At 47.4% G+C, this 20664-nt stretch carries 25 protein-coding genes; 17 read left to right on the top strand and 8 right to left on the bottom strand.

Annotated features, from left to right (window positions below; translation table 11 throughout):
- Positions 1–197: 197 nt before the first annotated feature.
- On the top strand, positions 198–3005 hold the full coding sequence (gene uvrA / locus NA59_RS05410) for an excinuclease ABC subunit UvrA (protein WP_044409153.1): 2808 nt from the start codon (positions 198–200) through the stop codon (positions 3003–3005).
- Between the two features lie 12 nt (positions 3006–3017).
- On the opposite strand, the gene NA59_RS05405 is transcribed toward uvrA, so the two are convergent.
- Complete coding sequence (locus NA59_RS05405; protein ID WP_198401057.1) at positions 3018–3365, bottom strand: type II toxin-antitoxin system RelE/ParE family toxin; 348 nt, start codon at positions 3363–3365, stop codon at positions 3018–3020.
- A complete protein-coding gene (locus NA59_RS05400) occupies positions 3337–3597 on the bottom strand; it encodes a type II toxin-antitoxin system Phd/YefM family antitoxin (protein WP_044409147.1) in 261 nt (86 codons plus the stop codon). The genes NA59_RS05405 and NA59_RS05400 overlap by 29 nt, the downstream gene beginning before the upstream one ends.
- Before the next feature lie 267 nt (positions 3598–3864).
- Between NA59_RS05400 and katG the strand changes: the two genes are divergently transcribed.
- The 3 genes from katG to NA59_RS05385 all read left to right on the top strand — a co-directional run bounded on the left by katG (position 3865) and on the right by NA59_RS05385 (position 6769).
- Complete coding sequence (katG, locus tag NA59_RS05395; RefSeq protein ID WP_044409144.1) at positions 3865–6021, top strand: catalase/peroxidase HPI; 2157 nt, start codon at positions 3865–3867, stop codon at positions 6019–6021.
- Positions 6022–6155: 134 nt separating this feature from the next.
- The gene (locus NA59_RS05390; protein WP_044409142.1) at positions 6156–6422 is read left to right on the top strand and encodes an AbrB/MazE/SpoVT family DNA-binding domain-containing protein; all 267 of its coding nucleotides are present in this window, start codon (positions 6156–6158) and stop codon (positions 6420–6422) included.
- On the top strand, positions 6422–6769 hold the full coding sequence (locus NA59_RS05385) for a type II toxin-antitoxin system PemK/MazF family toxin (RefSeq protein WP_044409139.1): 348 nt from the start codon (positions 6422–6424) through the stop codon (positions 6767–6769). Before NA59_RS05390 ends, NA59_RS05385 begins: the two co-directional genes overlap by 1 nt.
- Before the next feature lie 48 nt (positions 6770–6817).
- Here the strand turns inward: NA59_RS05385 and NA59_RS05380 are convergent, their stop codons facing one another.
- The 3 genes from NA59_RS05380 to NA59_RS05370 form a co-directional block, all read right to left on the bottom strand.
- On the bottom strand, positions 6818–7900 hold the full coding sequence (locus NA59_RS05380) for an AI-2E family transporter (RefSeq protein WP_044409135.1): 1083 nt from the start codon (positions 7898–7900) through the stop codon (positions 6818–6820).
- 113 nt (positions 7901–8013) lie between these two features.
- Entirely contained in the window at positions 8014–9216 is a 1203-nt protein-coding gene (locus tag NA59_RS05375) for a type II toxin-antitoxin system HipA family toxin (RefSeq protein ID WP_052501480.1), read from the bottom strand.
- Positions 9217–9233: 17 nt separating this feature from the next.
- On the bottom strand, positions 9234–9488 hold the full coding sequence (locus NA59_RS05370; RefSeq protein ID WP_044409132.1) for a helix-turn-helix transcriptional regulator: 255 nt from the start codon (positions 9486–9488) through the stop codon (positions 9234–9236).
- A 166-nt stretch (positions 9489–9654) separates the two neighbouring features.
- On the opposite strand from NA59_RS05370, the gene NA59_RS05365 reads away from it, so the two are divergent.
- The 8 genes from NA59_RS05365 to NA59_RS05330 all read left to right on the top strand — a co-directional run bounded on the left by NA59_RS05365 (position 9655) and on the right by NA59_RS05330 (position 15433).
- The gene (locus NA59_RS05365; RefSeq protein WP_044409129.1) at positions 9655–10455 is read left to right on the top strand and encodes a TOBE domain-containing protein; all 801 of its coding nucleotides are present in this window, start codon (positions 9655–9657) and stop codon (positions 10453–10455) included.
- The gene (locus NA59_RS05360) at positions 10455–10895 is read left to right on the top strand and encodes a rhodanese-like domain-containing protein (RefSeq protein ID WP_052501479.1); all 441 of its coding nucleotides are present in this window, start codon (positions 10455–10457) and stop codon (positions 10893–10895) included. Before NA59_RS05365 ends, NA59_RS05360 begins: the two co-directional genes overlap by 1 nt.
- A 13-nt stretch (positions 10896–10908) precedes the next feature.
- A complete protein-coding gene (gene modA, locus NA59_RS05355) occupies positions 10909–11676 on the top strand; it encodes a molybdate ABC transporter substrate-binding protein (RefSeq protein WP_083944973.1) in 768 nt (255 codons plus the stop codon).
- Positions 11677–11725: 49 nt separating this feature from the next.
- On the top strand, positions 11726–12430 hold the full coding sequence (modB, locus tag NA59_RS05350) for a molybdate ABC transporter permease subunit (RefSeq protein WP_083944972.1): 705 nt from the start codon (positions 11726–11728) through the stop codon (positions 12428–12430).
- 9 nt (positions 12431–12439) lie between these two features.
- Positions 12440–13507: a molybdenum ABC transporter ATP-binding protein gene (gene modC, locus NA59_RS05345; RefSeq protein ID WP_044409126.1), complete on the top strand. Its 1068-nt coding sequence runs from the start codon at positions 12440–12442 to the stop codon at positions 13505–13507.
- A 136-nt stretch (positions 13508–13643) separates the two neighbouring features.
- Positions 13644–14174, top strand: a complete 531-nt coding sequence (locus tag NA59_RS05340) for a DUF6155 family protein (protein WP_052501478.1) — start codon at positions 13644–13646, stop codon at positions 14172–14174.
- An 11-nt stretch (positions 14175–14185) separates the two neighbouring features.
- Positions 14186–14725, top strand: a complete 540-nt coding sequence (locus NA59_RS05335) for a YaeQ family protein (protein ID WP_044409123.1) — start codon at positions 14186–14188, stop codon at positions 14723–14725.
- An 18-nt stretch (positions 14726–14743) separates the two neighbouring features.
- Positions 14744–15433: a pseudouridine synthase gene (locus NA59_RS05330; RefSeq protein WP_044409120.1), complete on the top strand. Its 690-nt coding sequence runs from the start codon at positions 14744–14746 to the stop codon at positions 15431–15433.
- Here the strand turns inward: NA59_RS05330 and NA59_RS05325 are convergent.
- On the bottom strand, positions 15413–15964 hold the full coding sequence (locus NA59_RS05325) for a DsrE family protein (RefSeq protein ID WP_044409117.1): 552 nt from the start codon (positions 15962–15964) through the stop codon (positions 15413–15415). The two genes, NA59_RS05330 and NA59_RS05325, sit on opposite strands and share 21 nt — an antisense overlap.
- A gap of 191 nt (positions 15965–16155) precedes the next feature.
- Here NA59_RS05325 and NA59_RS05320 point away from each other — a divergent pair, with 191 nt between their 5' ends.
- From NA59_RS05320 to NA59_RS05300, 5 genes are all read left to right on the top strand, one after another.
- Positions 16156–16575 (top strand): MerR family transcriptional regulator, encoded by a 420-nt coding sequence (locus NA59_RS05320; RefSeq protein ID WP_044409114.1) that lies wholly within the window; start codon positions 16156–16158, stop codon positions 16573–16575.
- Entirely contained in the window at positions 16559–16867 is a 309-nt protein-coding gene (locus tag NA59_RS05315) for a heavy-metal-associated domain-containing protein (RefSeq protein ID WP_044409111.1), read from the top strand. The genes NA59_RS05320 and NA59_RS05315 overlap by 17 nt, the downstream gene beginning before the upstream one ends.
- Entirely contained in the window at positions 16864–17076 is a 213-nt protein-coding gene (locus NA59_RS05310; protein WP_232504035.1) for a GDCCVxC domain-containing (seleno)protein, read from the top strand. Before NA59_RS05315 ends, NA59_RS05310 begins: the two co-directional genes overlap by 4 nt.
- A complete protein-coding gene (locus tag NA59_RS05305; protein WP_044409105.1) occupies positions 17066–17461 on the top strand; it encodes a hypothetical protein in 396 nt (131 codons plus the stop codon). The genes NA59_RS05310 and NA59_RS05305 overlap by 11 nt, the downstream gene beginning before the upstream one ends.
- 150 nt (positions 17462–17611) lie before the next feature.
- Positions 17612–17827, top strand: a complete 216-nt coding sequence (locus NA59_RS05300) for a Nif11-like leader peptide family natural product precursor (RefSeq protein WP_044409102.1) — start codon at positions 17612–17614, stop codon at positions 17825–17827.
- 1 nt (position 17828) lies between these two features.
- On the opposite strand, the gene NA59_RS05295 is transcribed toward NA59_RS05300, so the two are convergent.
- Both NA59_RS05295 and NA59_RS05290 read right to left on the bottom strand, forming a co-directional pair.
- Positions 17829–18482 (bottom strand): oxygen-insensitive NAD(P)H nitroreductase, encoded by a 654-nt coding sequence (locus NA59_RS05295; protein WP_044409101.1) that lies wholly within the window; start codon positions 18480–18482, stop codon positions 17829–17831.
- 42 nt (positions 18483–18524) lie between these two features.
- Entirely contained in the window at positions 18525–20660 is a 2136-nt protein-coding gene (locus NA59_RS05290) for a putative bifunctional diguanylate cyclase/phosphodiesterase (RefSeq protein ID WP_044409100.1), read from the bottom strand.
- Positions 20661–20664 lie beyond the last annotated feature (4 nt).

Here is a 20664-nt window from a genome sequence, read left to right as displayed (position 1 = left end):
GTCATTGCGAGGCCGAAGGCCGTGGCAATCTCTGACAGACTGAGCACGCCCTTGAGAGATTGCCGCGTCGCTGCGCTCCTCGCAATGACCGTTTTTTTCTTAATTTAATGGCAGTGACCCTCAGGCTTGGTTGAGTAATCGGCTCAAAAGCTAAACATGCTATAATCCTCCTTTTGCTTAATTTAAACGGGTTGACCATGCTTGAGAACATTATTATTCGCGGCGCGCGAACGCACAATTTAAAGAATATTGATGTCACTTTACCGCGCGACAAACTGATTGTGATTACCGGCTTATCGGGTTCGGGGAAGTCGTCGCTGGCGTTCGATACCATTTATGCCGAAGGCCAACGCCGTTATGTTGAGTCGCTGTCGGCCTATGCCCGTCAGTTCTTGTCGGTGATGGAAAAGCCCGATTTAGACCATATCGAAGGCTTATCGCCCGCGATTTCGATTGAGCAAAAATCCACCTCACACAACCCGCGCTCAACGGTGGGTACGGTAACCGAAATTTACGATTATTTGCGCCTACTTTTTGCTCGCGCGGGAACGCCACGCTGCCCAACCCACCATGTCGATTTAGAAGCGCAAACCGTTAGCCAAATGGTCGATCGCACGCTAGAACTGCCGGAAGGCAGCAAATGCTTATTAGTGTCGCCGGTGATTCGCGGTCGCAAAGGCGAACACGCCAACCTGCTCGATGAACTTCAAGCCCAAGGCTTTATTCGTGCGCGGGTCAATGGGCGGTTGATGGACTTGGACGGCAGCATTGCGCTGGATAAAAACAAAAAACATGATATTGAAGTGGTGATTGATCGTTTCAAAGTACGCGAAGACCTAAAACAGCGCTTGGCGGAATCGTTTGAAACCGCATTGCGTTTATCCGATGGCTTAGCGCGCGTGGTGCCGATGGATGAAGAGGATGACTTTGAACTGCTGTTTTCCGACAAGTTTTCCTGTCCGCATTGTGGCTACAGCGTGCCCGAACTTGAACCACGTTTGTTCTCGTTTAACAATCCGCATGGCGCTTGCCCAACCTGCGACGGCTTAGGCATCAAAGAAAACTTTGATCCTGCACGGGTGATTACTCATCCTGAGTTGAGTCTAGCGGGTGGTGCGATTCGTGGCTGGGACCGTCGTCACAAGTATTATTATGATATTTTGTTAGCGGTCGCGACGCATTATGGCTTTGATATGGAAACCCCTTGGGGCGAATTGGATGATACCTTTCAAAAAATTGTGTTATTTGGCTCTGGGCGTGACAAGCTGGCCTTGCCGCATGGCCGCTATGCGCAGGTGCGTCGTTTTGAAGGTGTGCTGCCGAATATGGAGCGCCGTTACACCGAAACCGACAGCAAAACTGTACGCGATGAACTCGATAAATACCGCGTCACCTCACCCTGTAAAACCTGTGGCGGTGAACGTTTAAACGAAGCCGCGCGTCATGTATTTTTTGCCGACATCACGCTACCCAAGCTAACCCGCAAATCCGTTGGAGATTTGTATGACTTTTTTGACCAGCTGAGCTTGACCGGTTCAAAAGGCCAAATTGCCGCGCCGATTTTAAAAGAAGTGCGCGAGCGTTTATCGTTTTTGGTGAATGTAGGGCTAAACTACCTCACGCTCGATCGCAGCGCTGATACCCTATCGGGCGGCGAAGCACAGCGCATTCGTCTCGCCAGCCAAATTGGCGCAGGCCTGGTGGGGGTGATGTATGTGTTGGATGAACCTTCGATTGGCTTGCATCAACGTGACAATGACCGTTTGCTTAAAACCCTGACCCATTTGCGCGATTTGGGCAATACCGTGATTGTGGTTGAACATGACGAAGATGCGATTCGCGCTGCTGACTATGTGCTCGACATCGGCCCGGGCGCAGGGATTCACGGCGGACGCATTATGGCACAAGGCACCCCCGCTGAAGTCACCGCCAACCCGCAATCTCTCACAGGACAGTACCTTAACGGTAGCCGCAAGATTGAAATCCCAAAAGCGCGCATTAAACCCGGTAAAAACTGGCTCAAAATCATCGGCGCAAAAGGCAACAACCTTAAAAACGTCACGCTTGAAATCCCAGCTGGCCTGCTTACTTGCATTACAGGCGTTTCGGGTTCGGGTAAGTCGACCTTAATAAACGAAACCCTAAGCAAAATCGCCGCCCGTGATCTGAATGGTGCGCTGAGTGAACCCGCCGCCCATGACAAGGTAGAAGGCATTCAACATTTTGACAAGGCCGTCAATATTGACCAAAGCCCAATCGGCCGTACCCCACGCTCCAACCCCGCCACCTATACCGGTTTATTCACCCCGATACGCGAACTCCTCTCCGCCACGCCCGAATCCCGCGCACGGGGCTACAACCCAGGGCGTTTTAGCTTTAATGTTAAAGGCGGACGTTGTGAAGCCTGTCAAGGCGATGGCGTAATCAAAGTCGAAATGCATTTTTTACCGGATATTTATGTGCCTTGTGATGTCTGCCATGGCAAGCGTTACAACCGCGAAACCTTACAGATTCAATATAAAGGCAAAACCATCCATGATATTTTGGAGCTGACGGTTGAGGATGCGCGTGCGTTTTTTGATGCGATTCCCGCACTGGCACGTAAACTTCAAACCCTGATGGATGTCGGTTTGGGCTACATTAAACTTGGCCAAAGCGCCACCACCTTATCAGGCGGTGAAGCCCAACGGGTTAAACTGGCGAAAGAACTGTCTAAACGCGACACAGGCAATACGCTGTATATTCTGGACGAACCCACCACTGGCTTGCATTTCCACGATATTGAACAACTGATGAAAGTGGTCTATGAATTACGCGATCGTGGCAATACGATTGTGATTATCGAACATAATCTGGATGTAATTAAAACCGCCGACTGGTTGGTTGATTTAGGGCCAGAAGGCGGCGATGGCGGTGGCCAAATCATCGCCACCGGCACCCCCGAAGCGGTTGCCAATAACCCCGACTCGCATACCGGTTTCTATCTGAAGAGTTGGTTGAAGTAAGCCTTTTGCACGCTATAATTTAATGCGCTTTTCTAAATGCAATACTGGCGTGCGACTTTGATGAATCACTGCAAATACCAAAAGCAGGTGATGATCCTGATGATTTATTAATGTGTAATAAATCATATGACTAACATAGGGAAAGCTAAACACCGAATCAGCTATATCCATTCTTGCCTCACCGATTAGAGGAAACTCGGCCAAACGTTGGATGGTTTCCTTTAAACCGGACAAATAAGCCTGCGATCTAACCGCTCCCCAGCTTTTTACACTGTAACGCCTAATTTCGATCAAATCGGCTTTCGCATCAGCGGTCAGTCTATAAACGGACTTAGTCATATTTACCTGCAAATAATTCATCGAAAAATGCTTCGCCATTTAAAGTTTTGTTTTGTTCAATAGCGTGCTGGGCATTCAAAAATCGTGCCTGTAACCACTGGCGTTTAATTTCTTCAATGTTTTCATATTCTTCAATCGATACCACCACCGCCACTGGTTTACCGTTTTTATTAATTTGCACCGGATTACGCTGGGCTTGCATTAACAAAGCCCCAAACTGAGTTTTTGCTTCGTTTGCTGTTAAGGCTTGCATAGATTAACTCCTAATGGCTAATGTTTAATCATTTAAGATGAATCGAACGATTCAACCTTGATACTTTATAATATCACAGGCCTCAAGCGCTTATTCATAGATTCTGCTCCACCAGGTCTGGTTAAACCGCACAACAAAATTAATAGCCATAATCTATCATAACCATAAAAATATAAAAACTAAACCTATCAAAATAAGCGTAGAATCAAACTATGTGTTGAGTTGTTTCAAGCACAGTATCTTAACGATAAAACCTAGGAGGATAGTATGTCTGGTGGAAAATGCCCGGTCATGCATGGCGCAAATAGTTCTGTTGAAAAATCAACGATGGACTTTTGGCCTAACGCACTAAATTTAGATATCTTGCATCAACATGATGGCAAGGTAAATCCTATGGAACCCGACTTCGATTATCGTGAAGCGGTGAAAACCCTCGATTTTGAGGCGCTTAAAAAAGATATGCACGCTTTAATGACGGACAGCCAGGCCTGGTGGCCAGCGGATTGGGGTCATTATGGTGGTCTGATGATTCGCATGTCTTGGCATGCCGCTGGCACCTACCGCATCGCCGATGGTCGTGGCGGCGGTGGCACAGGCAATCAACGCTTTGCGCCGCTGAATTCCTGGCCAGACAACGTTAACCTCGATAAGGCCCGCCGTTTGCTATGGCCAATTAAAAAGAAATATGGCAATAAAGTCAGCTGGGCGGATTTATTGGTACTAGCGGGAACGATTGCCTATGAAAACATGGGGCTGAAAACCTTTGGTTTTGGTTTCGGCCGCGAAGATATTTGGCAACCGGAAAAAGACACCTATTGGGGTGCGGAAAAAGAATGGCTTGCGCCGTCGGATTCACGTTATGACAATCTAGATGATCCAAGTACGATGGAAAACCCGTTAGCCGCGGTGCAAATGGGCTTGATTTATGTCAACCCGGAAGGCGTCAATGGTCAGCCTGACCCGCTTAAAACCGCGCTCCAAGTGCGCGAGACCTTTGCCCGTATGGCGATGAACGATGAAGAAACCGTGGCGCTGACCGCCGGTGGTCACACGGTTGGTAAATGTCACGGTAATGGCCGTGCGGAAAACCTCGGGCCAGATCCGGAAGCCGCCGATGTCACTGAACAAGGTTTGGGTTGGATGAATCACGAGTCGCGTGGTATCGGGCGCGATACCGTGTCATCGGGCATTGAAGGTGCATGGACAACCAATCCGATCCAATGGGATAACGGTTATTTCTATTTGCTGTTTACCTATGACTGGGAATTAAAAAAATCGCCCGCCGGTGCTTGGCAATGGGAACCGATTAATATCAAAGAAGAAGATAAACCGGTTGATGTCGAAGACCCGAGCAAACGTTATAACCCGATTATGACTGATGCCGATATGGCGATGATTAAAGACCCGATTTATCGTGAAATCTCCAAAAAATTCTACGAAAATCCGGACTATTTCTCTGAGGTATTTGCGCGTGCTTGGTTTAAATTAACTCACCGCGACATGGGCCCCAAAGCCCGTTATATCGGCCCCTGGACACCAACTGAAGATTTAATTTGGCAAGATCCGGTTCCGGTTGGCAAAGCGGATTATGATGTCGCCGCAGTCAAAGCGAAAATCGCCACCAGCGGTTTATCGACGGCCGAGATGGTTGCCACTGCTTGGGATTCGGCACGCACTTTCCGTGGTTCGGATTTGCGTGGTGGCGCCAATGGCGCGCGGATTCGTCTGGCACCACAAAAAGATTGGCAAGGTAACGAGCCTGAGCGTTTAGCGCGTGTGTTAGCGAAGCTGGAACCGATTGCCGCTGAATTTGGTATCAGCGTCGCCGATACGATTGTATTAGCCGGTAATGTCGGAGTTGAGCAAGCAGCCAAAGCGGCAGGAATCCCAGTTACAGTTCCGTTTGCGCCAGGTCGCGGTGACGCCACCCAAGAGATGACCGACGTGGAATCGTTTGAACCGCTTGAGCCGATTCACGATGGTTATCGCAACTGGGTGAAAAAGGACTATATTGTTCAACCGGAAGAGTTGCTGCTTGACCGCACCCAGCTAATGGGATTAACCGCCCATGAAGTGACCTGTTTGGTCGGTGGTTTGCGGGTGATCGGTGCCAACTATGGTGACTCAAAGCAGGGTGTGTTTACCGGCAAGGTGGGTGCGCTGACCAATGATTTCTTTGTCACGCTCACCGATATGGCCTATAGCTGGAAACCAGCGAGTAAAGACCATTATGAAATAGTCGATCGTACTAGCGGTGAAACCAAATACACCGCCAGCCGCGTGGATTTAGTATTCGGCTCCAACTCGATTTTGCGCAGCTACGCCGAGGTTTATGCCCAAGACGACAACAAGGAGAAGTTTGTTAAAGACTTTGTGAAGGCCTGGACCAAAGTGATGAACGCAGATCGTTTCGATCTCGCCTAGTCAGCCATCATCTTCACTCAAACCACACCCGCCCCGGCGGGTGTTTTTGTTTTCAAATATCAAAAATCACTGACGAGTGATTTGCTTTAATCTCAGACAAAATTTATACTATGTATAAACAAATAGGAGGCAATATGGGCTTCGCATTAGATTCAAAAATTCAGAAATGGGGCAATGGGCTCGGGTTAAGAGTGTCGGGCGCCATCCGAGACATTCCGCATTTTACCGAAAACACACCGGTGACCGTAGAAGTGTTTGAAGATGGCTTCACGGTAAAAAAGGCGACAAAACCTTCATCCCCCCTACCTTTTACTGAAGAACAGTTGCTCGCGGATCTAGATGCCAACAGTGCGCATAGCGAACTATTAGCTAACCCATTAGCCAGCGAGATCGTTGAATAATGACAGCCTATACACCTGAAAGAGAGGACATTGTCTGGCTAGATTTTGAACCCACAAAAGGCAAGGAAATCGGTAAGTATCGCCCGGCTTTGGTGCTCTCAAGCAAAGCTTACAACCAACAAACAGGGCTTCTTATCTGCTGCCCCATCAGTACCAGTATTCGGGGCGGGATAACGGAAGTGGTACTCGACAACCTAGATCAGCCCTCTGTTGTCGCCGCCAGCCTTGTGCAGACGCTTTCATGGCGCGATCGAAAGGTAAAATATATTACGAAAGCGAAACCTGGCGTACTTCAAGCCGTTCTGCAAAGATTGCTCCCACTGATGGGAGCATCAAGCCTAGAATAATCATCACAATAGTCTATATGCAAAAGCGCACAACCAGGCCTGGTGGGGTTAGGCGCTAGGTTTTTGCCCTGTTGGTTGTGTTTGGTCTGCAGTTTCTTTTTGTTCTGGTGGTTCGGGGGCATCGTTGCTGAGCATAATGGCAATCCATTTGGTGCCTTGATATTGCTCAAGCGCGATTTTGACAATCATGGTGAGCGGAATCGACAAGAACATCCCAACCGGGCCAAATAACCAGCCCCAAACCAATAAAGACAAAAACACCACCAGCGGCGACAGCCCCAAGCCTCGTCCCATGTATTTGGGCTCAATCAGGCTGCCCATGACCACATTAATCACCACAAAACCGAGCGCCACCAATGCCGCATCGCCAAAACCCAATTGCACCAGCGCCAATAAGACCGGAGGCACCGCAGCAATCAAAGAACCGACATTGGGGATGTAATTCATCAACATCGCCACCAAGCCCCAAAGTACCGGAAAATCGACACCCAAAAACCAAAGCCATAGGGTCACCAAAACGCCTGTGATAAAACTGATAATCGTTTTAATCATCAAATATTTGTTTACCCGTGACATAAAGCCCGTGGCGGCCTCTAGCGTAAAATTGGCATTAGGTAGCGCCGCACGCATTTTACGCGGAAACGTCGCCTCCTCCATCAACAAGAAGATCACAATAAACACCACCAAAAACACATTGGTCAACAATCCGCCCACCGCTGCCAGCGCCTTACCCACCGTACCCATGACATTACCAGGGTTCACATGCTCCATCAGCATTTCCCGAGTCAGCGGAATGCCCATGCGCTCTAACATAGGCTGCACTTCAATCAGTGTGGCTTGTAAACGTAATTGATATTGCGGTAATTGACGGATAAAGCTATCAATCGAATTACTCACCACCATCGCCAAGCCACCACCAAATACAATCAACACCATTAACACAATCAGCACCGCCAAGCCAGACGGCACGCCACGCGTTGTCAACATGCGCAAAAATGGTGTACTGATAATCGCAATAAACAACGCCAACATAATCGGTATCGTAATCGCCTCCGCCGCTTTCAAACCCGCCACAATCACAATAATGCTGGCCAAACCCACCAGCCAAATCAACCCCTTGCTTTCTGTCATGGCTTATACATCCTTGTATTCTCATGTTTATTGAAGCGATTTTACATCAGGCCTGGTTGCTTTAGCGCTTTTTGTCGCATTCACAGTACCATCAAGATTTCAAGCCACTTTTACTAACCTTGAAACCGCCGACTAAAGCGCTGTAAATTATGATTTACCACCTTTTTTAAAGGCAAATAGGATTCCAACAAACTTTGATGCTGCTCAATTAACGCCACCAACTTATTAAACTCCTTCAGAACGAATGTGAACTTGACACCAATACTTTCAGAAAAAGTCTGCAAATGACGCTTCTGTATCCAGTCTAAACGATTCTCGCCACCGATTTTCATACTAAACTTTTGACTCAAGGTTTCATAACACTGGGTTGAAATCAGATCGTAAAATGGGGCCAGCTCGCATTTTGGTGCATACAAAAATGCGATATTTTTGCCATGCGCATCACAATTACCGACCAAAATGTTAAACAACACCCAGCGAATAAACTGCAACAAGTCCGCCGCAGGCTGATGGCTATGCGCTCGAATTAAATCGGCACACTGTTTTACACTGGGCCCACCTTCGGCTTCATATTTATTAGCGGCATCAATCGCAAGTGCCTGACAAAAATCTTCTTGATGCAAGCGTTCGCCATCAGAACGGTCATAACGCTGAATAATAAAATGCGTTTTACCCGCCACTGACAAAAAATCGACATCCGGTACATTTAAACCCACCGCTTTAGCCAAGCGCATAGTCGTGACTTCATTGAGGACCAAGTCTTTAAAATGAGTATTCGCTAATTTGATAATATGCGAGGTCGCTAAGTCAGGCGAAATCGGTAAAGCAAAAGGGCTAGAAGCCTTATCTAACTTCATAACCGGTAGCTTATTTTGCGCCCCCGCAAGTGATAAACGAATATCACCGTCGATTGCTTTAAACGGCGTTTTTTCTAATGCCTGCAACAGATCAGCAAGGCTTGACTCTGAAAGAGGTAAAAACTGGCTTTCATAGACAGGACATTGCGGTATCGAATAGATGGAAATCGCTCCAGCCACATCACCGCCAATTTCAGCCAGCAACCCAAAATCATTTTTTTCAGACAAGCCAAGTTTTTTACACAGTGCCGCGCGAACATCGCCCTCTGGCAATATATTGGCAAAAAACGTTTCAGCATGTTCAAACGGTTCACTTTGTAACGGTAGGCTTATCGACAAGGCAAAAGCATTTGGATTGGCCAACCAGGCCTGGTGATATTGAAAGCGCATTTGCCTTGCATTAAGCTTAACTATCTCACCCACCATGCATTGTTGATAAAACACATAAAGCTGTTGCATACCCACCCCTATTTTTGCTATTTTCCTACAATCACCAGCTGCAACCCCAGCGCCGCTAATACCGCTAGCACTGGATTAAGTTGAACACTCGGTTTGCCATTTTCGAGTTCGGAGACAAAACGCACCCCCACACCCGCAATGGCGGCTAAATCCTGTTGCGTTAAGCCATCTTTCTTTCGCTTATGACGCACGCTATTACCCAGCTGAACTGAATCAAAAACATTATTATGCAGCTTATCTCTATTCCCGTTCGGTACATTTTTAGCATTCATTATGATGGCGCCTCAACTTTAATCCCTTTCGGGAATAATACACCATCCAGCTACAAAAGCAAAACAAAATATTACCGGAAGGGATTATTTGACACGCAATCTGTTTGACAAGCAAGATAGTGTCAAGTATATTTCGTTTTAACGATATTTACCTGAGTATAACTTGATGCCAGATTCATCAACCCAACCCGAATTTTTTGCCCCTTGGCATGTGCATTTAGGCACTGGCGATATTAGCCCGCGTCGGTTGCATTTATTGCAAGCGATAGAAGCCAGCGGCAGTGTGGCGCAAGCCGCTAAACAAGTCGGCATGACTTACAAAGCGGCGTGGGATGCGGTGGAAATTATGAATAATTTGGCGGGCGAGCCATTGGTCAATCGTCAACACGGCGGCAAAGGCGGCGGTGGCGCCACCCTCACCGCCACCGGCCTGCAAATCGTCACCATGCACGAACGCTTATCAGCGATGCAGGCGATGTGGATGGCAACACTAGACAACACCGATGCCGATATTTTGCCCCTAATGCGGAGAATCAAAATGCAAACCAGCGCACGCAATAGCTTTTACGGCACGATTGAAGAAGTAAAAAAAGGCGCCGTCAATGCCGAAGTCACCCTCAAACTACAAGGCGATGACCGGATTGTCGCCACCGTCACCGCTGATAGCGTCACGCGCATGGGGCTAAAACCCGGCGTAAGCGCTTGGGCACTGGTCAAAGCCAGTTGGGTTGTGCTAGCCAAAGAACAAGCCAAAGGCCTCATTAGCGCCCGTAACTTTTTATGCGGCCACGTCAGCCGCATTACAGAAGGTCCGGTCAATGTCGAAGTAGTGGTCGAACTCAAAGGCGGCAATACCCTGTCATCGATCATCACTCAGGGCGCGCTGGAAGAACTCAAACTCACCGAAGGCGCACCGATTTGCGCACTGATTAAAGCCTCGCATGTGTTAATAGGAGTCGATGAATAATGCTAAAAATATTATTTTTATTAGCTGGCCTACTACTCAGCACACAGGCTTTGCCCACCGAATTAGATTGGCTAAAAATTCCCGTTTCGGCTGAAGAAATTGATAAACTGAATGCACAAGGCATCAAAATCATTGATATTCGCAAGGAGCATGAATGGCTAAAAACCGGGGTTGTTGATCCAGCGATTAATCTCACTTTTTTATTGCCAGGACGCCGTCAAATTGACCCTGAATTTATTAAGCAGTTTCCACAACTCATAGCCAAAGATCAACCCTTTGCCATTATTTGCAACACACAATCTCGAACCAGTGTCCTTGCAGGCCTGCTAGCAGAACAAGGCTGGACACAAGTGATTCAACTCACTGGAGGTGCGCAAAGCCTTATTCAACAAGGGTATTCGTTTAAACCCTATCAACAAAACCAGCCTCTTACCCCTTAGCAACGGAACCAATATGTTATCAACAAAAAAACTATTTAACGGATTGTTAATCGCGCTGATGATCAGCACATTTAGTGTAACCGCCCAAGCGCAAAAAATGATTATTGCCGCCGCGTCGGATTTAAAGTTCGCGTTGGATGAAATCCATGCCGAATATCTTAAAACCTATCCTAATGATCAGGTCGAAGTCATCTATGGCTCATCCGGTCGTTTTTCACAGCAAATTGAAAATGGCGCGCCGTTTGACTTGTTTTTCTCCGCCTCAATGGACTACCCCAAAGACCTGCAACAAAAAGGCTTTGCCGCCACTGAACCGAAACTGTACGCGCTCGGACGAATAGTGATTTGGAGTCGCCGCCATGATGCCAGCCAAATGAACCTGAACGATTTAATGGAACGTCGCTATCGTCGCGTAGCGATTGCCAGCCCAGATCACGCGCCTTATGGCGTGCGCGCGATGGAAGCCTTGCAAGCCGCGGGCATTTGGGATGAGATTCAACCCAAAATCGTGATTGGCGAAAACATTGCTCACACCGCCCAACTGATCGAATCCGGTGCCGCCAATATTGGCATTATCGCGCTCGCCTTGGCACTGAATCCGCAACTTTCGCGCCACGGGGGCTATAGCCTAATTCCCGAAGAGATGCACCAACCGCTTGAGCAAGCTTATATTGTGACGCAGCGCGCCAAAGACAACCCGATTGCATTTCGGTTTGCCGAATTTATGGAGCAGCCAGCGGCGAAACAGATTATGGAAAAATACGGCTTTGTCGTGAACTAAAAACCACAGCACTCAAAACAATACAAGAGCACTACAAGAGCACCCGACCATGGAATTTATGGATTTTTTTGCCATTACCCCCGCCGAACTGCAAGCCCTATGGCTGACCTTTAAACTGGCGTTTTACACCACGGTAATTCTAGTGGTATTTGGTGCGCCGCTCGCTTGGTGGTTAGCGTTTACCGAATCGCGCTGGGAATCGCTGGTATCGGCGCTGGTCGCGTTGCCCTTGGTGCTGCCGCCTACCGTGCTCGGCTTTTATCTGCTGATTATTCTCGGCCCTTACGGCTGGGTTGGCGGCACAATGGAAGCGATGGGGCTCGACCATCTCGCCTTTAGCTTTACCGGCATCCTGATCGGCTCGGTGATTTTTTCGCTGCCGTTTGCGATTCAACCGATGCGCGAAGGCTTTGCCTCGATGCCACGCAACCCGATTCACGCCGCCGCCACGTTGGGTGCTGGGCCGATTGATCGCTTTTTTACCGTGATTTTGCCACTCGCCCGTGGCGGATTTTTTACCGCGATTGTGATTTCGTTTGCACATACGCTGGGCGAATTTGGCGTGATTGCGATGATGGGCGGCTCCATCCCTGGTGAAACCAAAGTGGTGTCGATTGCCATTTACGACTATACCCAAGGCATGGACTATGCTGCGGCGCATCGTTTATCCGCGATTCTATTAATTTTGTCCTTTATGATTCTGGCTGTGTTTTATGCCCTTAACCGCCGCTTTATGGCGCCGCTCAAACTCTAGGAGACCGCGATGCTTGAATTTAATCTCCAACACCGCTATCCGGGATTTGATTTCCAAACAGGCGATGTTCAACTGCCCAGCGACGGCATTACCGCGGTTTTTGGCCCTTCCGGTTGCGGCAAAACCACCCTCATTAAAACCCTATCCGGTTTAGAAAAAGCGCAAGGCTGGGTCAAACTCAACCACCAGGCCTGGCAATCCGACAGGCTGTTTTTACCGGTGCATCAACGCCGCATCGGCATGGTGTTTCAAGATGCCGCGCTCCTGCCACACCTCAGTGTGCAAGGCAATTTAGACTATGCGCTCAAACGCTCCGGCTTCGAGCGATCACAACACCGCCCCCAGCAAGACCGCTGGATTGAACTGCTCAATCTTGGCAATCTGCTCAACCAATCAGTGCTCACCCTATCCGGCGGCCAAAAACAACGCGTCGGCATCACGCGCGCCCTGCTTTCCAACCCGCAAATCCTAATGCTCGACGAACCCATGTCCGCGCTCGATTGGCGCACCAAAAACGAACTGATTCCACTGATCAAAGAGGTATCTAAAGCTTCCAAACTGCCTATTCTGCTAATCACCCATTCACCAGAAGAAGTCGAACGCCTCGCCGACCAAGTGCTGCTGTTAAACCAAGGGCGTGTTGAGCAACTCGAAAGCCTACAACAGACTCTATCCCGCCCCGACTCACCGCTGTTCGACGAACAAGGCGCGGTATCGGTGTTAATTGGCCAACCTGGCAAGGTTAGCGATGGCCTGCAACAAATTCAGGTCGGTGATAACACACTCTGGGTCAAACCGCTCAAACGCGCCAACCAAGAACCCGTGCGAATTCGCGTACTCGCCCGCGATGTCAGCCTCGCCCTCTCCGACCCCAAAGACCTGAGCATCGTCAACCATATGCCCGTCAAAATCGACGAACTGATCGAACAACCCGACCACCGTTTATTAGTGCGCTTACGCCTAGACAACCAGCAACACCTATTCGCCGAAATAACCCAACAATCCGCAAAACGCCTAAACCTACAACCAGGCCTGGTGGTCTATGCGCTAATTAAATCGGTCGCGCTGGCGGAGTGAATGAAAGCCCACTAAAATTTAAAAAGTGGTTTTATAGTCATCGCGCAGACTGTCCAATTCATGTTTAACGCTTTACAATAGACCGAAGGAAAAATCAAAACATGAACAAGACAACATATCGTGGAGTTTCAAACACATGACGCAATCTGAACTCAAAAAACTACTCGCCAACAAAACCCAACAGGAGCTGATTAAAGAAATAGCCTATCTTTTTAAAACCTTTAGCCCGGTTAAGGAATATTACCAGGCTCAAACGGGTGATATCCATCAAATCGCTGAAAAGTATAAGGATATCATTAAAAAAGAATTTGTTTATGGGCATACACGCGGCTACCCAAAGGCACGATTAGGTACAGCTAGAAAAGCGGTGCAAGATGCCAAGAAAATCATTAACCAACCCGAGATCATCGCTGACATCATGCTAACATTTGTGGAGTCTGTTTCCAGTTACAACAATGAGTTTTCAAGCGATAGTGAAGCTAACTTTACCAGCCCAGAGGGGATGTTTTATGACGCACTTAAATTGTTAGATGACAACAATTTACTGGAAGCGTTTCATGACCGTTGTTCAGATATTGTTTTCAAGGCAACTGAAGCTTGGGGGCACTACGATTCACAGTCTGAAACCTTTGATCAATTTTTTAACCCGCAACCCTCTTCATTGTAAGGCCTATTTTTGTGGCAATTAAACCAACGATTTACAAATTCAACCTTGCGCTCTCCGACATGAACCGCCATGTGTACGACACGCTCAATCTAACCGTCGCCATGCATCCTTCTGAAAACCAAGAGCGGATGATAGCGAGGGTGTTAGCTTACTGCTTAAATACGCAAGAGTTTTTAACATTTACTAAGGGCTTGAGCTCGACCGAAGAACCGGATATTTGGGCGCGCAGCTTAGATGATCAATTGATGCTTTGGATCGATATTGGCGAGCCTTCGGTAGAGCGTGTTAAAAAAGCGACGCGACTTGCACGCGCGGTGAAGGTGTATAGTTTTAACAGCAAATCCGATGTTTGGTGGACGCAAGGACAAAGCAAACTGGCTGATTTAAACGCCAGTATCTTTGCGTTTGATAACAAACAAATCCAAACCTTAGCAGGAATGGTTTCGCGCACGATGGATTGGTCACTGTCGATATCGGGTGAGTCGGCGTACGTATCCACCGATAAAGGCGATTGTGAAGTAAGTTGGCAGGTGCTACAGGATAAGACCTAAAGGCTTTCCCCTATCTCGATGCGAATTAATAAATTCTTTAGTCAAATGGGCATCTGCTCAAAACGCGCGGCGGATCGTTTGATTTTGGCGGGGCAGATTAGGGTGAATGGCTTGCCTGCTGAGGTGGGTCAGTTGGTGGGCTCGCAGGATGAAATTTTACTCAACGCTAAACCCATCACCACCCAGCCCAAACCGATTTACTTGCTTTATCATAAACCTGTTGGGGTAGTCTGTACCAATGATCGAACTGTGAAAGCCAACCTAGTGGATGCACTCGGTTATCCACAGCGCGTGTTTGCCGTCGGGCGCTTGGATAAGGACTCAGAGGGGTTGTTGTTGCTCACCAATGATGGTGCCATTTTTAATCCGATTTTGCGCGCTGAACATCAGCATGAAAAAGAGTATGTGGTAACAGTGGACCGCCCTATTACGCCGGAATTTTTAAGCGCGATGGGGTCAGGGGTAGCGATTTTAAACACCACTACCCTGCCTTGCTTGGTTACCCAACTCAGTGATCGCGTTTTTGATATCGTGCTCACCCAAGGGCTCAACCTGCAGATTCGGCGCATGTGCCAAACACTGGGTTATCGCGTACAAAAACTCCAGCGCATCCGCATTATGCATTTAACGCTTGGATCGTTAGCCGCCAATCAATACCGTGAGTTATCTACTGAGGAGCGAGGGGCACTACTCAGCAACAGGTTGTAGTGATTTACGTGCCTCATCCGATAAACGCTCTATAATTACTACCTCATAACCCAAGGCACGGTAATCATTAATTTGCGCCTCACCGGAGGCTGACACATCGACAAACCCCGCAAAATCCTGATCAGTTTTGCCTTCCCAACCAGCCACCACCGCACACACATGCACGGTTACACCTTGGCGATTAGACATGTTTTCAAAGGTGGATAAAATAGTGGATGCGGGTTGATTGTCTTTTGGCTTCGCCAGTTCGATCAATTCTCGACCATGGCTCACAATCACCACATCCAAATCAGGAAAACGCTGTTTTAATGCATCCACTTGCGCTTGAATAAACGTCGCGTTGTCAGTCATCGCCCCTTTAGACAGACTTTCAACCTCAATCACCACACCGGATGGCATCCTGTCCTGCGCCAACATTCGTTGAACATCAGGGTGCAGACTTGCTGCCTGAACAATCGCATAACTCATAAAAAACAAAACCAGCCAAAAAGTAATAAACCATTTAGACATGGATTGAATTGCACTATTCATAATCGTTTCGCCTCTTTTTAAAAACCTACTTGAATCTTATCACGAATACATGTAAATGCTGAAAATCCTTTTTACTCATGACTAAACCTGCAACCAGGCCTGGTTGAATATTTCAGCTTAACATTCTATTTAAATACGGCTTGACCTTGGACTATACTCCAAGGTTTATGATGGTTTATAGAGGGTAACTTATGAGTTTGTTAACGATTGGTAAGCTGGCAAAACAGGCAGGCGTCAAGACCGACACGCTGCGTTATTACGAGCAGCTGGGATTAATCCTGCCTGCGCAGCGCAATACCGCCGGTTATCGGCTGTATAACCAAAACGCGCTCAAGCAACTGGCCTTTATTCGTCGAGCGCAAACGCTGGGCTTTACCTTAGAAGAAATCAAAGAGTTATTGGAGTTGCATCAACAGCCAAGCGCCCAATGTGGTGATATTCAACAGCGTGCGGCGTTGAAAATTGAAAAAATCAACCAACGCATCGCTGACTTAGCCCAAATTAAAGGTGGTTTGGAACAACTTCACGCGCAATGTCATCAGGGCGCAAGCTTGGAACAATGCAGCTTAATCAAACATTTTTACGGAGACGAGCATGACAACAAAGCCTAATGTATGGATTGCAGGTGTCGTTTTGAGCCTGAGTAGCTTATCGCTGCAAGCCGCTGATCAAACTTATGAAATTCAAATCGGCGGCGTCACCTGTGTGAGTTGTGTACCGCGCGCAGAAGCCGAGTTTAAAAATATGGACGGTGTAAAGTCGATTAAAACCGATGTACGCAAGGGTGAAGTCCGCATTTGCACCGATGGCTCTATTTCGTTTACCGAAGAACAACTCAACGGCATTTTTCGCCAACGAGGTTTTGCATTTAAAAGCATGAATATTAAGGAAGGATGCGCATGATTGAACTCAACTCAACGATTACTTGCCCCGAGTGTGGCAACAGCAAAACCGAACAGATGCCAACCGATGCTTGCCAATATTTTTATGAATGCACCTTTTGTGGCGCACTGTTAAAACCCTTGCCGGGCGATTGTTGCGTGTATTGTTCGTATGCCGATGTGCCCTGCCCACCGATTCAACAAAAAGGGAGTTGCTGTAATGGACGCTAATACCACCCAAGTCACAAAACCGAAAAAATGGGGGATTTGGATTTTATTCGCTTCCGTGCCTACGCTGTTATGTTGTGCGTTGCCGGTAGTGTTAGTCAGTTTAGGCATGGGGTCAGCGGTGGTGAGTTTATACAGCGACCATCTGCCGTTTTTGCAATGGTTTGGCATGAACGAACACATCACTTTTGGCGTAACGGCCGTCATTCTCGCCTTTGCAGCTTGGCTACTTTATCGCCCTGGACGCACTTGCCCCGCTGATCCAGCCCTCGCCCAAGCTTGCCAATCGGCTAACAAATGGAATCTCCGTTTTTATTGGGGCGCTGTCGCGATTTGGTGCATCGGCGCGTTTTTTGCCTTTGTGTTGCCCATCCTTCAAGCGCTTTAATCCGAATTGTCAGTAAAAACTTGCGATGATAAAACTAAAATAGTTAATCGATAATATTGAGTTTTAGGTATCATAAAGCCATACCCATTAAACGGTTCAACGCAAGCCTTTATTGGCTCACTAAAATTAATGCAAAGAGGAAAATAAAACATGGCCTTAGATCAAATGGAAGCGTTCATTATGAAAATGCAGGCTGACCCTGCATTAAAAAGTGAAGTAGTAGCGGCATCGACCGCGGATGATGTGGCGCGTATCGCCTATAAACTCGGTTATGAGTTCTCAGGCGATGAGTTATTGCGCATGTCGGGTAAAAAAGTTGGCCAAGCCACCATGATAAAAAACGGCTTACCTGGCGAATACCATTAACCTAAACCTCACAAAATAGGCTAGACTCTGGCCAACGCGATTTAGGGAGTTTGGCATTGAAATCATTGTCGGCTTGATAGCCAATCGCGACGACGGCTAGGGCTTTAAAGCCTTTTGCCGTTAAGTCGAACTCCGTGTCTAATACTTTTGTATCCACGCCCTCAATCGGCACCGCATCCAAACCCAGCGCACCCACGCCAAGCAAAAAAGCACCCATATTCAGATAGACCTGTTTCTCCATCCAACACTGGGTATCCAGCCATTGAACCCGATGCAAATCAGCATAAAAACCGCGTACTTTGCGCACCTTGCCTTTCATCTCTTCTGAATCAATACGCCCGTCTTGCTGCTCTTGGTCAAGCAACGCCTCCAAATAATCATCGGTTAAATCGGTTTTCACACAAAACACCACGACACAGGATGCGTCATTGATTTTGGATTCATTGGCAACATACTGACCGCCAGCGGCTTTCGCTATTCGCGCTTTGCCTGTTGGATTCGTAGAGATGACAAAATGCCAAGGCTGTGAATTGACGCTTGATGGGCTCAAACGCAACAAGGCTTTGATATCAGCCAACTGATCGGCAGACAAGGAACGCGCTGGATCAAATTTTTTAGTGGAATAGCGCGTTTGCGCGATGTTGATAATATTCATTCACTCTCTCTTTTAAAACATGACACATTTAACCCGGGTTAACTATGACGAAATATGAAAATCCTTAATCGGGCAAGGTTTCCCAAATAAATAGCCTTGATAAAAACGGCAGCCCTGTCTTTCAAGCAGGTGTTTTTGCGCTTGCGTTTCAACGCCTTCAGCGATCACTTCAATACCCAGCGCATGACTCATGGCAATAATCGTTTGCACAATCACCGCATCATCCACGTCTTCATTAATGTCCTTGACAAAAGACTGGTCAATTTTAATTTGGTCCAAGGGTAAACGCTTAAGATATTGAAGCGAAGAATAGCCCGTACCAAAATCATCTAGTGAAAACTTAACACCAATCCCTCGTAATTGCCGCATCTTTTCAACTGCCTCATTCACGCTTTCAAGGACCGTGCTTTCTGTTAACTCAATTTTCAAGTTTTGTGGCCGGATTTGGGTTTGATCAATTAATTGTTTGACCTGCTGAACAAAACTCACTTCTTTAAACTGTTGAGCACTGACATTAACAGACAGGGTTAAATGCGCAGTGGCATGGTTTTTTTGCCAGACTTTAAGCTGCTGACAGGCCGTTTCTAGCACCCAAGCGCCCAGCTGTTTAATTTGACCGGTTTCTTCCGCCAGTGGAATAAAGTCCCCCGGCGAAACTTGACCTCGCTCAGGGTGATGCCATCGAATCAAGGCTTCCGCACCAACTACAAGCTGAGCCTGATCGACTTGAGGTTGATAAAATAGTTCAAATTGAGACTGTTCAATCGCTTCACGCAAGGCAACTTCCATCGCCGCACGCTCTACCAGCACCTGTTGCATCATTGGGTCGTAAAAGCTAATACGGTTTCGCCCATTCGATTTCGCATTATACATCGCGGTTTCTGATTGCTTTAGCAAATCTTCGATCGTTTCATTCTTGCCAGTAAACAAGACAATACCCATACTCGGCGTTGAAAAGTAGCGCTCACCCTTAATAAAATAAGGTTGGTTTAAATACGCTCTTAACTGCTCAGCGGCTTGCTCTGCTTTGCTGGCCGCTTGCTCTTGGTCTGAGCCTAGCGCATCCAAAACAACGACAAATTCATCGCCGCCTATACGTGCAATATGATTTTGATTTTGTGCCCATTCAAGCAATCTTTCGGCCAATTCGACCAGCACCTGATCACCCGCTCGATGACCTTGGGCATCATTGATGGATTTAAAGTTATCTAAATCAAAACAGAGTAGCGCACTGATTTGTTTTGTGCGATGATTCAGCGCAAGGGCGTGGGTCAATCGTTCAATCAACAAACGGCGATTTGGCAAGTGGGTTAAGCTGTCATAAAAAGCCAACTCAAACGCTTCTGCTTCCGCTTGTTTACGTCGCTCAACCGCATCTCTAAAGCTCAATAATGCACCAGCCATACGACCAAATTCACCCGAATCTTTAGCATGCATCTGTTCAATGTTGGGCAATAAAATGGTTTGACAATTATCTGAGCGAGCCATTTGACTCAAGGCATCCGCAATATAAGCCATCTTACGACTGATCCAACTCGAAAATAACAACACTAACAGCAATACGGCAATCAAACCTACAATGCCCGCCAAAATTAAACCATATAACCACCGCTGATGCACATCAAACTCTTCCGCGCTACGCACCTCCGTCCTTTCCGCCAACAAATAAGTAATACGTTGAATATACATAGAAAACTGAATAAAGCTTTCTTGCGCTTGCTGCAAATAGTTTTGCGCAACGCTTGGATCAATGGCGATAATATCTGTCGCTTGAATAATAAAACGTCGATAGCTTTGAAATTCTTGTTGCAACAGCAAAACGCTGCCATGGTTCACCTCCAGCAACAACTCAGATTCCACCAGCGCTTGAACCTGCCCAGACAACGCATCCATACCGTCCACAATCTGTGTATGCAGTCGATATAGTTGTACCTCAGAAAGCTGCCCTAACTTAGCCTGCACTATCGCCTCGGCTACGCGCCGATGAAGACCGCCAATTTCTTGACTAAAGTCGGCCGCCTGCTGCACAACATGCAAGTCCTGCACTTGTTTTTGGTAAGTTAAATAAGACTGGGTTTTAATAGAAGACAAGGACCAATAGGCTACGATCACCGCAAATAAAGACAATAAAACAACAGGCCAAAATATCAAAAGCAATAACTTACGACTAGCCTTCATCAGT

The organism is Thiomicrospira microaerophila (genome assembly GCF_000934765.1).
Lineage (GTDB): Bacteria > Pseudomonadota > Gammaproteobacteria > Thiomicrospirales > Thiomicrospiraceae > Thiomicrospira > Thiomicrospira microaerophila.
The sequence above is the reverse complement of the archived record's forward strand: the minus strand, read 5'-3'. Positions and strand labels throughout refer to the sequence as shown.

Bases quoted from the DNA above. Each gene is read 5' to 3' on its own strand.
- NA59_RS05340 (WP_052501478.1), top strand. From the start codon at position 13,644: ATGACGCAATCTGAACTCAAAAAACTACTCGCCAACAAAACCCAACAG.
- NA59_RS05305 (WP_044409105.1), top strand. From the start codon at position 17,066: ATGGACGCTAATACCACCCAAGTCACAAAACCGAAAAAATGGGGGATT.
- NA59_RS05405 (WP_198401057.1), bottom strand. From the start codon at position 3,365: ATGAATTATTTGCAGGTAAATATGACTAAGTCCGTTTATAGACTGACC.
- NA59_RS05325 (WP_044409117.1), bottom strand. From the start codon at position 15,964: ATGAATAGTGCAATTCAATCCATGTCTAAATGGTTTATTACTTTTTGG.
- NA59_RS05290 (WP_044409100.1), bottom strand. From the start codon at position 20,660: ATGAAGGCTAGTCGTAAGTTATTGCTTTTGATATTTTGGCCTGTTGTT.
- NA59_RS05400 (WP_044409147.1), bottom strand. From the start codon at position 3,597: ATGCAAGCCTTAACAGCAAACGAAGCAAAAACTCAGTTTGGGGCTTTG.
- NA59_RS05300 (WP_044409102.1), top strand. From the start codon at position 17,612: ATGGCCTTAGATCAAATGGAAGCGTTCATTATGAAAATGCAGGCTGAC.
- NA59_RS05330 (WP_044409120.1), top strand. From the start codon at position 14,744: ATGCGAATTAATAAATTCTTTAGTCAAATGGGCATCTGCTCAAAACGC.
- modC (WP_044409126.1), top strand. From the start codon at position 12,440: ATGCTTGAATTTAATCTCCAACACCGCTATCCGGGATTTGATTTCCAA.
- NA59_RS05375 (WP_052501480.1), bottom strand. From the start codon at position 9,216: ATGCAACAGCTTTATGTGTTTTATCAACAATGCATGGTGGGTGAGATA.
- NA59_RS05385 (WP_044409139.1), top strand. From the start codon at position 6,422: ATGACAGCCTATACACCTGAAAGAGAGGACATTGTCTGGCTAGATTTT.
- NA59_RS05320 (WP_044409114.1), top strand. From the start codon at position 16,156: ATGAGTTTGTTAACGATTGGTAAGCTGGCAAAACAGGCAGGCGTCAAG.
- NA59_RS05315 (WP_044409111.1), top strand. From the start codon at position 16,559: ATGACAACAAAGCCTAATGTATGGATTGCAGGTGTCGTTTTGAGCCTG.
- NA59_RS05370 (WP_044409132.1), bottom strand. From the start codon at position 9,488: ATGAATGCTAAAAATGTACCGAACGGGAATAGAGATAAGCTGCATAAT.
- NA59_RS05380 (WP_044409135.1), bottom strand. From the start codon at position 7,900: ATGACAGAAAGCAAGGGGTTGATTTGGCTGGTGGGTTTGGCCAGCATT.
- modA (WP_083944973.1), top strand. From the start codon at position 10,909: ATGTTATCAACAAAAAAACTATTTAACGGATTGTTAATCGCGCTGATG.
- NA59_RS05390 (WP_044409142.1), top strand. From the start codon at position 6,156: ATGGGCTTCGCATTAGATTCAAAAATTCAGAAATGGGGCAATGGGCTC.
- modB (WP_083944972.1), top strand. From the start codon at position 11,726: ATGGAATTTATGGATTTTTTTGCCATTACCCCCGCCGAACTGCAAGCC.
- katG (WP_044409144.1), top strand. From the start codon at position 3,865: ATGTCTGGTGGAAAATGCCCGGTCATGCATGGCGCAAATAGTTCTGTT.
- NA59_RS05310 (WP_232504035.1), top strand. From the start codon at position 16,864: ATGATTGAACTCAACTCAACGATTACTTGCCCCGAGTGTGGCAACAGC.
- NA59_RS05360 (WP_052501479.1), top strand. From the start codon at position 10,455: ATGCTAAAAATATTATTTTTATTAGCTGGCCTACTACTCAGCACACAG.
- NA59_RS05365 (WP_044409129.1), top strand. From the start codon at position 9,655: ATGCCAGATTCATCAACCCAACCCGAATTTTTTGCCCCTTGGCATGTG.
- NA59_RS05295 (WP_044409101.1), bottom strand. From the start codon at position 18,482: ATGAATATTATCAACATCGCGCAAACGCGCTATTCCACTAAAAAATTT.
- uvrA (WP_044409153.1), top strand. From the start codon at position 198: ATGCTTGAGAACATTATTATTCGCGGCGCGCGAACGCACAATTTAAAG.